This window comes from Prevotella sp. oral taxon 317 str. F0108, assembly GCF_000162415.1.
In the GTDB taxonomy this organism is placed as follows: Bacteria; Bacteroidota; Bacteroidia; order Bacteroidales; family Bacteroidaceae; genus Prevotella; species Prevotella conceptionensis.
On record NZ_GG740072.1, the window covers coordinates 649,480 to 661,212 of the forward strand.

Below are 11,733 nucleotides of genomic sequence, written 5' to 3' on the forward strand. Positions count from 1 at the left end.
AATGGTGCTAAATGCGGTGCAAAATGGTGCTTAGCGCAGGTCAAAAAGCATAAATATACACGATAATGGCATAAATATAACCCTTTCGAACCATGAAACACGTGGCTGAAAAGGGTGAAATAGTCGTTAAAAAGCGGGTTTTTAGGTGCTAAAAGCAGGTTGTAGGGGTTGAAAAATTATGAGTCAACGACCAATCTAGAAAGGCTAAATGGTGCAAAATGCAGCTTTTGTTCTCAAAAATAGACAAAGGTAAAGGCGTAAAAGACTATAAAAAGCGGCTTTTTACCAACTTTTTAGCCTGTATTTTCGCTAGAACGGAGTGAATATTAGAACGATTTTGTAAAATTAAAGATAAGAATTTAAGTTTTTGAGTTGATGATTTGGTGAATTTTGGGGTTGATGATTTGGTGAGTTTGTGAGTTCATGAGTTGATATGAGTTTGTAAGTTGGTGATTGGGTGAGTTTGTGAGTTGATATGAATTTGTATGTTGATGAACTGATGAGCAGATGAAGTATGTAGGTTGATGAGTATGTGAGTTTATGGCTTTTTGAGTTTGCAAGATGTTAAGTTGCTGTATTCGGGAGTTGTTGGGTTTTCGTGTGTTTATAAGCAGAGGGGTGGATGCAAAGAGGAAACAAAAATCGCTGTAAAACGTTAGTCTTACAGCGATTCTTATTTGTTTTGCCAAGTGGAACATTCCTTTTGGCTTGTTAAAATGCTTGCGGAAGATGAGGGATTCAAACCCCCGATACCCGAAAGGGGTATACCGGATTTCGAGTCCAGCGCATTCGATCACTCTGCCAATCTTCCAAATGCGGTGCAAAGGTAACAATAAAATCACAAATACACGCATTTCAAGCGATATTTTTCTTATTCATGCCATATTAATGCGAACAAGGTGTGGATAAAATGGTTTATTCTAGCTTTCTTGCTGCGCCTTTTCGCGTTGTGTGATGGAGAATTGCATTGGCGATAATGGTTTAAGGCATGTTCTAAAAATTACACGCTTGTTTCTTTTCTCTTTTTAAAGTTAGCACTTCACTGCCTTTTTCTTTGTTCAGTTCGCTCTGCAACATCTTTTGTCTTTATCTGGCATCTTTCCCTTACCTTTTCAGTCGCATAGTTCACTATGTTCCACCAAGAAGTAAGAGAAATATGCGCAGATAAAGTCTAAAAAACAACGATCGGTTTGGTTTAAACGATTTACTTTTTCACCTGAATGCTATTCAGCAAATCAACTTTTCCGTCGTTGATTAGTTTCAAAATCAGCTCGCCGAACAGCGTGTTAGGCCATGCAAACCATGCGCGGGTGTATTTGTGAGCATCGTCTTTGTTGAACGATTCGTGCATAACGCCCGTGTTGCCATCCGTTTCCATCAGCATCTTGATACATTGTTTTATCTCTTCATCGTTCTGCGAGGTGAACGCTTTGAGCATAATGCTCATTGGCCAAGGATAGTTTGCGCCGATGTGCGGGCCGCCGATGCCTTCGCCTGCCGCTCCTTTAAAGAACCAGGGGTTGTCTTCGCTCCAAACAAAGCGGCGTGTGTTTTGGTAAATGGGGTCGTTTAATGGCACATCGCCCATGTAACCAAGTGCCAAAAGGCTGGGTACATTGGCATCGTCCATCAACACTTTTCCGCCATATCCATCTACTTCAAAGGCGTATATCTTGCCATACTTGGGGTGTCCGGTTATGGCATACTTCTTTAAAGCGGCTGCAACCTCGTTGGAAAGCGCTTTACACGACTGACTTAGTTCCTGATTTTTGTTTACTTTCGCGAGAATTTCGGCGGCTTTGTTCATGGCCGACACAGCCATGAAGTTAGACGGAACGAGGAAAAGCATCGTTGTTGCATCGTCGGATGGGCGGAAACAAGAGGCGATAAGGCCCACAGGCTTTACGGGCGAGCCATATCCGTCGCCGCCCAAGGTTTCGGTTTGGCGTGTCGATTCGCGTTCAAAGCGGTATTTTCCCTGTCCGTCTTTGCGCTGTTGTTCTTTAAATGTGGCCAGTATCTTCTTTATGGCCTCTTGCCAAAGCGTGCCAAATACAGACATATCGCCCGTAACTTGCCAATAGTGGTAAGCCAAACGGATGGGATAACAAAGCGAGTCTATCTCGTATTTACGTTCGAATACCTCTGGTTGCATCTCCGTTTTATCGGTTATATGCCCTTCGCCCGTAGGCCCATCGTTAAACGCATTGGCATAGGGGTCGATGTTAATCTGTCGCAATTGCCTAAGAATAACGCCGCGAATCATGGCTTTTAGCTTGGGGTCTTTGTTGGCAAACTGTACATAGGGCCACACTTGCGCACCCGAATCGCGGAGCCACATGGCGGGAATGTCGCCAGTGTACACGAAAGTATCGTCTTCGCCATTAAGCTTTCGGTAGTGAACCGTTGTTTCTAGCGTGTTTGGGAAACAGTTTTCGAACATCCATGCGAGGTATCGGTTGCCTTTAAGCAACTTCTTTACCTCTTCTATCTTTTTGTCGATAACCTCAGAACGGAACAACCTGTCCTTTACGTCTGGTCGTTTGCTAACATAGAGGCGCGTGTTGTCGGCAATGGCCTCGATGTATTCTTGTCCGTACACTTTGTTCTTTTGGGCCAACATTTGTTGGGTGGGCAGGGCTAGTAAGGCCAGTGCCAAATAGAAAGATTTCATTTATTTATTGATTAGGGGTTTTGTTTTGTAATGGGCATGTTTAGAACTGGGCAATAGTGCTCGCATTGTTTAACGCGGCGCGTTTTGCAGAAGGAAAGCCTTGAACTTGTCAAACGAATTGTTCATGGGATAGGTCTGCTTGCGCCCTTGCATAAAGCGAGCCAGCCTTTCGGGGATGTCTATTGGGGTGGGCAACACAGCATCTACCGTTTCTTTGAACTTGGCGGGATGCGCCGTTTCGCAGAAAACGCCATGCTCGTTCTCGCTGAGCGACAGCTGCAATGCCTTATAGCCGCATGCGCCATGTGGGTCGAGCACATAGCCTGTTTGCTGGAAACAGTCGCGTATGGTTGCCCTTATCTCATCGTCGTTGAAACGGAAACCTGCAATTAGTTGGCTTATCGTGTGGTGATTGCCGCCATACAGGTCGTAAATTCGGGCAAAATTGCTGGGATTTCCTACGTCCATGGCGTTGGCGATGGTCTGAACACTGGGCTTTGGCCGGTATTTACCCGTTTGTAAATATTGGTAGAAGACATCGTTTGCATTGTTGGCGGCGATAAAACGCTTTATGGGCAAGCCCATGCGATGGGCGAATAAGGCCGCTGTGATGTTGCCGAAGTTGCCGCTTGGCACGCAAAATACCAGTTCGCTGTGCAGGCCCTGCCGCTTCATCTGCGCATAAGCGTAGAAGTAATAGAACGCTTGGGGAAGAAAACGGGCGACGTTTATGGAGTTAGCCGAGGTTAGGAGCAACTGCTCGTTCAGCTCTTTATCCATGAAAGCCTGCTTTACCAAAGCCTGACAATCGTCGAAAACGCCATCAACCTCGATAGCTGTGATGTTTTGTCCCAACGTAGTAAACTGACTTTCCTGTATAGCGCTTACCTTTCCTTTGGGATATAGCACGTACACGTTCACCCCTTCGACGCCCAAGAAACCATTGGCCACGGCCGAGCCTGTGTCGCCGCTTGTGGCCACTAGCACGTTGATTGCTTGTTTGCGGTCTTGACCTACAAAGTGGCTTAGTAGTCGGGCCATGAAACGCGCTCCTACATCCTTGAAGGCCAAAGTAGGCCCGTGAAACAATTCTAGGGCGTAGCGATTGGCCTGAACGGGCACTACTGGACAATCGAAAGCCAGTGTTTCGTTCACAATTGTTCGCAGGGCGGCTGCCTCAACGTCTTCGCCGAAGAAGGCTTGTGCCACCGTAAAGGCTATGTCTTGAAAGGAAAGCTTGTCTATCTGTTCGTAAAACGTTGTGGGTAAAGCTGCTATTCGTTCGGGCATGAATAGCCCATTGTCGGCAGCCAAGCCCTTAACCACCGCTTCGCGAAGGTCTACCAGCTCCGTTTTACCATTCGTACTGTAATATCTCATCTGTGGTTTAATGTTTATGAGTTATTGAGTTTGTGGGGGAGTTTGTTGCTAAGCTTGGGCGTTTTATGGTTTATTGCCTTGGTCTTACAGCTTACAGACGGATAAACCGTAATGCGTTTGAATGCCGAAGAACTTTTAAACTTAACAACTCACTAACCGACGAACCGCAACTATTGAATGTGCATAAATGTTTGCATAAATTGGTTCGGCCTAAGCAAACCATAGCTACCACTTTTGCAACTCTGTTCATCGAAGGTCTGAACGGCATCTGGTGCGATGCCTTCGTGCCATATCAGGAACGGCACTGGCTCGTCTACATGTGTGCGGACCTCCACGGGTGTGGGGTGATCGGGTAGTATGGCGATACATATTGGTTCGTTCCAACCTTTCACCTTATTATATATAGGACCCACAATACGACGGTCTAAGGCCTCGATGGTTTTGAGTTTCAGTTCTAAATCGCCGTCATGTCCAGCCTCGTCGCTCGCTTCAATGTGCAAGTAAAGGAAGTCGTCGTGCCTTAAAGCCTCAATAGCAGCTGCGGCTTTACCTTCGTAATTGGTGTTGTAAAGTCCTGTTGCGCCCTCAACAACAATGTTTCGCAAGCCTGCATAATGGCCAATGCCACGTATGAGGTCTACCGCAGAGATTACCGAACCCGACTGCACGTTGGGATATAGCTGGGTAAGCGTTTTCATTGCTGGCCGATAGCCGCCGCCCCACGGCCAAATGCTGTTGGCTTGGAGCTTTCCTTTGGCCGCCCTTTGCTTGTTCAAGGGATGGTTAGAAAGCACTTGTTGCGACTTTATTATCAGTTCGTTTAGCAGAGTTGCCGTTTCTCTGGCCGTCATTCTGCCCATCTCGCGTATGTCTTCCCAACCTTCTTGCGGTTTAACGAGCAAGGGTTGCCAAGGCTCATCGGGGTGGTCATGCGGTGGGGTGCAATCGATATGCTTGTTACCTCCTTTTATAATAAGCAAGTGACGATACTGAATGCCCATAGCGAACTTTACTATATCCGAGGATAAGGCCTTGTTCAAAGCCTCGATGAGGGGTTCGCTCTCTTCGGTTTTGAGGTGTCCGCCGTGGTGATTTCTTATCAATCCGCCTGTCAAAGTAAGGATGTTACAGCGCAAGGCGAGGTCTGTGGGCTGCATATCGTAGCCAATAGAGGCTGCCTCTAATGGCCCTCGGCCCTCGTAAACCTGGCTTAGGTCGTAGCCTAAGATGGCTGTATTGGCCACTTCCGACCCCGGAGCGAAACCTTCGGGGATGGTTTGCAGCATGCCTGTTCGGCCTTGTCGTGCTAATAAGTCCATGTAAGGCGTGTTTGCGTACTGCAACAGCGTCTTTCCGCCTAGCCGTTCAACTGGATGATCGGCCATGCCGTCGCCTAGTATGATGAGATGTTTCATTGCAGATGAAGTTAAATGTTGGCAATGCTCATGATGTTGGCAAACACGCCGGCAGCTGTTACATCGGCACCAGCTCCATAGCCTTGTATCTGCATGGGATATTGCTTATAGCGTTCGGTTGTAAGCAAAACGATGTTGTTCGAGCCTTCCAGGTTGTAAAATGGATGGCTCTTGTCTACGGCTTGCAGGCCAACGCAGGTCTTGCCGTGGTCCATTGTGGCCACAAATCGCCATCGTTTCTCCTCTTTTGCCAATTGTTGACTCTGCCGTTCAAAGTCGGAATCGAGCGTGGGAAGGTTCTCCCAAAACTCTTCTAACGAACCTTCAAAGAAACTATCGGGTACAAAAAGCTGTTTCTCCACATCGGCTTGCTCTGCTTTATAGCCTGCCTCGCGTGCTAAAATCACGAGTTTCCTCACCACATCCGTGCCGCTAAGGTCGATACGCGGGTCGGGTTCGCTATATCCCTGCGCCTTAGCGCGACGTACTGTTTCGGAGAAGGGCACAGCAGCTGAAAGTTCGTTGAAGATAAAGTTAAGTGTTCCGCTCAATACGGCCTCAATCTTCAAGATATGGTCGCCCGAGTTTCTCAAATCGTTGATGGTACCGATGATAGGAAGGCCTGCGCCCACGTTCGTTTCGTATTTAAACTTAATGCCTCGCGTAAGCGCCGTTTGTTTTAGCCTTTCATACTTCTCGTATTTCGAAGATGCGGCTATCTTATTGGCCGTAACGATACTTACGTTATGTTCTAAAAGCGTTTGATATAGGTCGGCAACGTCTTTGCTGGCAGTGCAATCCACAAAAACACTGTTAAAGATATTCATCTCCAATATCCCGTTACGCAGGCTTTCGGGCGTGCATATTTCGGCGTCTTTCAGCAGTTCTGCATAGTTGTCCAGGTCTAGCCCATTGCGGTCGAACATCATCAGCTTAGAACTAGCGATGCCAACCACGCGCAGTTTAAGGCGCGAACGCATGCGCAACTCTTCGGCTTGGCTCTTGATTTGCTCGATAAGTTTTCCGCCCACCGTTCCGATGCCACAGATAAAGAGGTTGAGTTCGGTATATTCGGAGAGGAAAAAAGAATCGTGAATAACGTTAAGCGACTTGCGCAAGAAGGCCGCCGACACCACAAACGATATGTTTGTTTCGGCTGCTCCTTGTGCACAAGCAATGACACTAATGCCCGAACGCCCAAGCGTACCAAATAATTTGCCTGCAACACCTGGCGTATTACGCATGTTTTCGCCCACGATGGCGACAGTTGCCAGTCCGCTTTCGGCCTTCATGGGGAACATCGCGCCCATCTCTATTTCTTTCGCGAACTCCTTGTTTAGCACTTCTACGGCTGCTGCAAGGTCTTCTTCGCGCACACCGATAGAGGTAGAGTTTTCTGATGATGCCTGACTAACAAGGAATACCGAGATGCCATTGTTGGCCAAAACGGTAAATATACGGCGGTTAACGCCAATAACGCCAACCATAGACAAACCTGCAACCGTGATGAGCGCAGTATCGTTAATGCTCGAAATGCCTCGTATGGGTTTATCCGTTCTTTCAACCTTTTGTTTGATGGTTGTACCCTCGGCCTTGGGGTTAAAAGTGTTTTTAATTCGTATGGGTATGTTCTTTACGCATACGGGATAGATGGTAGGTGGATAGATAACCTTCGCGCCGAAGTTGCAAAGCTCCATCGCTTCGGTATAACTTAGTTCTTTTATGGTGTAAGCGGTCTTGATGATGCGTGGGTCGGCCGTCATAAATCCGTCCACGTCGGTCCAAATTTCCAATACTTCTGCATCTAGGGCAGCTGCAAGTATGGCAGCCGTGTAGTCCGAACCACCGCGCCCCAAGTTGGTTGTTTCGCCCGTATCTTGGTCTAACGAAATGAAACCTGGCACAAGCGACACGCGTGGTAAGGGCGAAAACGTATCTACAACAAGCTTATTCGTCAGTTCGCTATCTAGCACATGCTTTCCGTTTTTGCGTCGGGTCTTGATAAACTCGCGCGAGTCGAACCATTTAGAACCACGGATAAGTGCTGCCACGATATTCGAACTCAGTCTTTCGCCATAGCTCACGATGGCGTCTTGCGTTTTCTCGCTGAGGTCGCGAATAAGGAAAACGCCCGTATAAATGCTGCGCAACTGTTCGAAAAGGTTATCAACGGTGTTGAAAAGTTGCTCGCGAGCCGTGGTGTCGCTAATGATGGTGTCGATCAATTGATGGTGTCGCGTCATCATTTCATCGAACTCGCCTCTCCATTTCTCGTTTCCACCTACGGCCATTTGCGCTGTGGCGATAAGCTTGTCGGTGATACCTCCCAATGCACTAACAACCACAATCACGGGTTGTCGCTTAGCCTCGGTTTCCACAATGCGCTTTAAGCACAAAATACTCTTTACGGAACCTACTGATGTTCCGCCAAACTTTAAAACTTTCATCTATTGTTATAATTTAATATTGTGTTGCCCCAGAACAAATGAGGTTGAACATAATTTCGATGCAAAAATAACAATAAATAGATATACCACCAACAAACGGCCTAAATAATTAATGGTTAAATAAAGCTTATTATCTTGCAATTCTCCGATTTCTTGGCTTTATTGCATATTCATTATCAGGCATAATGCTTGCGAACTTACCTCTAAGTAGGAAGTTAGAATAGATGAGGCACTGCAGAACTCACAAACTTACTACCTCAAATCAGCCCCTTTTGGGGGATCTTAGGTTGCGCTGTGGCGATGTCGCTGATGGCTGTTAGCTGTGCAAAACTGGGTGGCTATGTGTTATATAGTAGTGTTTTCTGGATGTTAAAATTATGCTCAATACAGCCAAATAAGTGTAAGTTGTTTGGTGTTTCCACGGCTTATGCTTATATTTGCGAAAAAGTTCGTAACGAAAATTATCGCAAATGAAGAACCCATTTAAGTTTGGAACAATTGTTGAAGGTGAATACTTCACTGATAGGGACGATGAACTGCAACGCATAAAGCAATTGCTTAACAGCGATAACCACCTGATACTTATCAGTCCTAGGCGATTTGGTAAGTCTAGCTTGGTGAAGAAAGCGGTAACGCAAGTGTCGCGGCCGTGTATTTCGCTCAATCTGCAAATGGTGGTTAGTGTTGAGGGCTTAGCGGCAATGATATTGAAAGAAGTATTTAAGCTGCACCCGTGGGAAAAGCTTAAACATCTGCTAAGTAGCTTTCGGGTTGTGCCAACTATATCCACCACACCAACGGGAGAAACCATCGATATAACCTTTCAAGCCACAACCGATGCCACGGTATTGATAGAAGACGCACTGCAATTGGTGGAAAAGGTGAACGAAAAAGGCGAATCGGTGGTGGTTGTGTTTGACGAGTTTCAAGAACTGATGGGGCTAGACAAGGGTATCGACAAACGATTGCGTGCCATTATCCAAACACAACAACATGTTAACTACATCTTTTTGGGCAGTCAGGAGTCGATGATGACTGAAATTTTCGAGCGAAAGCGTTCGCCTTTCTATCGTTTCGGCGTGCTGATGCACCTCGATAGAATACCACACGACAATTTTAGTCAGTATATTCTCGAACGATTGCCAGCGGATTGCGCCACGAAAGTCGATGTGGTAGAGCAGATTTTAAGCACTACGCGTTGTCATCCGTATTATACGCAGCAGTTGGCCGCACTTGTTTGGGACTTTCTGACTTACAAAAAGTTCGGTGCGGCAGAGGTGGTAGAGCAGGCCATTGCGACCCTTGTTCGTACACACGACTTGGATTTTGAACGTATTTGGCTCAATTTCAACAAAACCGACCGCAGCGTTTTGATGGGATTGGTAAGCAATGTGCAGCTTGCAAGCAACCGCCGACTTCCCACGAGTACGGTATACAGCAGCGTCAAACGGCTAATGCAAAGCGGTTATGTAATTAAGCTAGACACTTTTGAAATTGAAGACCCGTTTTTTGCACGTTGGATAAAGCAGCGGCAGGGGTAGAAAGGCTGAATGGAGTAGGGGGAATATGGGCATAACCCCCAATCGCCCGTTAACAAAACCGGGCTTTCAGTTCGCGGAAACTCTACAATACATCTGTATGATGATTAGCGAATAGTTTCTTCCCTAAACAATGACGGGAGGTTTTTTGTGGCTGTTGTAACCTTACTTAACATTATAACCGCGTTCTTCCTTCATCCACTTTGTTTCTCTTAAATTCTACCGTGAATCGCTATTATTTCCAGAGTTAGCCGTACAGTGGTTGATGTGGCAAACGTGTGGGTTATTAGTGTAGAACTTGTTGAGAGCTTCTATTTTTTTCTAGAAGATGTCTTAAAACGAATGTGTAAATTAGCAAGGTAGGAAAAGCGAACTTGCGAAATGCGTTGTAACTTTGCCGTTATAATAAACCTCATGTGCATATGAAGACCATCACCCATAATAGTTATATACAAAGTATCAATAAGGCGAGCCATTACATCGCCACACATCTTGACGAAACGATAGACGTGAAGACGTTGGCACGCGTGGCCAATCTGTCCGACTTCCACTTCTGCCGTATCTTCAAAGCCATAAAAGGCGAACCGCCCATCGCTTTTATCGCGCGACTGCGGATAGAAACAGCCGCCCAGCTGTTGCGTTACTCATCGCTTGCGGTAGAAGAAATTGCCTACAACATCGGTTACGAAAGTCCTGCCTCGCTTTCAAAAGCCTTCAAAAGCCGATATGGCATCACGCCGACACAATATAGAACGGACAAAAACAGATACATCATGAAGAGAGAAACGATCAACGAAAACTTGGCTCTTAAAGCGCCAAAACTGGTAACACTGGAAGACAAAAGCCTTATCTACGTGTCGCTGATGGGCGAATATGGTTCGCTGAACTACGATGATGCCTACCTACGTTTGTGGCACGTAGTGAAAGAACAGAAACTTTTCACAAAAGGAATTGAAACTCTTTGCATTTCGCACGACGACCCGAAGGTTACCGAAGCGAACCAACAGCGTAGCGATATATGTCTAGCCATACACAAGCCAGCTAAACCGCAAGATGGAGTTAGTTGCAAGACGCTTGCTGGTGGAAAATACGCCATGTTTGCGTATCAAGGCCCTTACGACAACCTCGCTGCCGTGTACGATTCGGCTATGCGTTGGCTTGTTAATAGTGAATATGAGCTGCGTGACGAACCAATGTTCGAGAAATATCTGAACAACTGTCAACGAACTTCCGCAGAGAAATTGAAAACCGAAGTGTATATTCCCATACGTTAATTGCCTTATGGATAGAACAAAAGTAAGAAATGCTGTTGGTGTAGCCCTAGCTGCAATCTTATTGTTGCTCACCCTACTTGGTTCGGGCTATTTTATATTCACGTTGAAAGTTGGTTTTGTGCAGTGGCTCGCTTTCAATGCCTGCTCGCCTACAAGTTTAGTCTACCTTGTTTGTGTGACAATCTTTTGGTTGAAAGGCAATACAGCCTTACTTCCATTCGCCCTTTTACCAATGTATTATTTCGGAACGATGGGGCTTTTTACCTTCACTTGGAGTGGTGCAAACGTCTTTGCACAGCTATCGCACATCACTATGACCCTCAATATTGCGTGGGCAGCATACGTTCTTTGTAGCATTGGCGATTATAAAGCCACAGCAAAGGGCTTGTCGTGGGGCATCGTGGTGTTTGTTCCTTACATCTCCTTTGTCATGTATTATTGTCGAACTCATGCCGCTGAAATCGGTAGATTGCTGCAAATGGTAGAATAAAAACTCCGAAATATTATGGTAAACGGAAAAGAAATGGGCACAGTGCAGAGTCGTTGTAAGGAATGTTATGCCGACAACAATCGGGCAACACCTTTGCTCAACCCCGAAGATTGTTTGCGTCATCATCGCCAATATGTGTGCAACAGCTGTGGCAGATGTATCTGTGCCGACGTAGATGCAAAGGGAAGGTTTCGTGCCAAGTTCCCTTTTAAGTCGCTTGATATAGCCATTTTGTATCTTCGGGCAGCCGAAGTGGTGTGGCAAAAGTCTTGCCAAATCTACGAAATAATGAACGATAAGGGGAGAAAAGAGTACAAGATATTCCCCTCGGAGTTGGAGTTGAACGATTATTTGCATAACAATAAGCATAAGCGATGCACCTCTGCACAACCTTTGTTTGTGTCTCCTAGATACACGGCTTGCACTTCCCAGCAGCTGCGTATGCTAACAAAGGGTGAGATTGAGAAATATTTGAAGGAACGTTACTCGCAATACAAGTGAATGTTGCCAAGAAA

The 11,733-nt window shown here is 46.2% G+C and carries 8 protein-coding genes and 1 tRNA gene; 4 read left to right on the forward strand and 5 right to left on the reverse strand.

All coding sequences use genetic code 11. From position 1 onward, the window contains the following. Positions 1–723: 723 nt before the first annotated feature. The 5 genes from HMPREF0670_RS02345 to thrA all read right to left on the reverse strand — a co-directional run bounded on the left by HMPREF0670_RS02345 (position 724) and on the right by thrA (position 7,916). Positions 724–811 (reverse strand) — tRNA-Ser (locus HMPREF0670_RS02345). A 393-nt stretch (positions 812–1,204) separates the two neighbouring features. Next, entirely contained in the window at positions 1,205–2,674 is a 1,470-nt protein-coding gene (locus tag HMPREF0670_RS02350) for a glycoside hydrolase family 125 protein (RefSeq protein ID WP_009229555.1), read from the reverse strand. A 69-nt stretch (positions 2,675–2,743) separates the two neighbouring features. Beyond that, positions 2,744–4,054, reverse strand: a complete 1,311-nt coding sequence (gene thrC, locus HMPREF0670_RS02355) for a threonine synthase (protein WP_009229556.1) — start codon at positions 4,052–4,054, stop codon at positions 2,744–2,746. Between the two features lie 170 nt (positions 4,055–4,224). After that, positions 4,225–5,469, reverse strand: a complete 1,245-nt coding sequence (locus HMPREF0670_RS02360) for a cofactor-independent phosphoglycerate mutase (protein WP_009229557.1) — start codon at positions 5,467–5,469, stop codon at positions 4,225–4,227. 11 nt (positions 5,470–5,480) lie between these two features. After that, on the reverse strand, positions 5,481–7,916 hold the full coding sequence (gene thrA / locus HMPREF0670_RS02365; protein WP_009229558.1) for a bifunctional aspartate kinase/homoserine dehydrogenase I: 2,436 nt from the start codon (positions 7,914–7,916) through the stop codon (positions 5,481–5,483). A gap of 470 nt (positions 7,917–8,386) precedes the next feature. On the opposite strand from thrA, the gene HMPREF0670_RS02370 reads away from it, so the two are divergent. The 4 genes from HMPREF0670_RS02370 (at position 8,387) to HMPREF0670_RS02385 (ending at position 11,719) form a co-directional block, all read left to right on the forward strand. Continuing rightward, a complete protein-coding gene (locus HMPREF0670_RS02370; protein ID WP_009229559.1) occupies positions 8,387–9,457 on the forward strand; it encodes an AAA family ATPase in 1,071 nt (356 codons plus the stop codon). A 419-nt stretch (positions 9,458–9,876) separates the two neighbouring features. Next, the gene (locus HMPREF0670_RS02375; RefSeq protein ID WP_044077619.1) at positions 9,877–10,728 is read left to right on the forward strand and encodes a GyrI-like domain-containing protein; all 852 of its coding nucleotides are present in this window, start codon (positions 9,877–9,879) and stop codon (positions 10,726–10,728) included. A gap of 7 nt (positions 10,729–10,735) precedes the next feature. Beyond that, positions 10,736–11,218, forward strand: a complete 483-nt coding sequence (locus HMPREF0670_RS02380) for a hypothetical protein (RefSeq protein WP_009229561.1) — start codon at positions 10,736–10,738, stop codon at positions 11,216–11,218. Positions 11,219–11,233: 15 nt separating this feature from the next. Continuing rightward, positions 11,234–11,719 (forward strand): hypothetical protein, encoded by a 486-nt coding sequence (locus HMPREF0670_RS02385; protein ID WP_044077620.1) that lies wholly within the window; start codon positions 11,234–11,236, stop codon positions 11,717–11,719. Positions 11,720–11,733 lie beyond the last annotated feature (14 nt).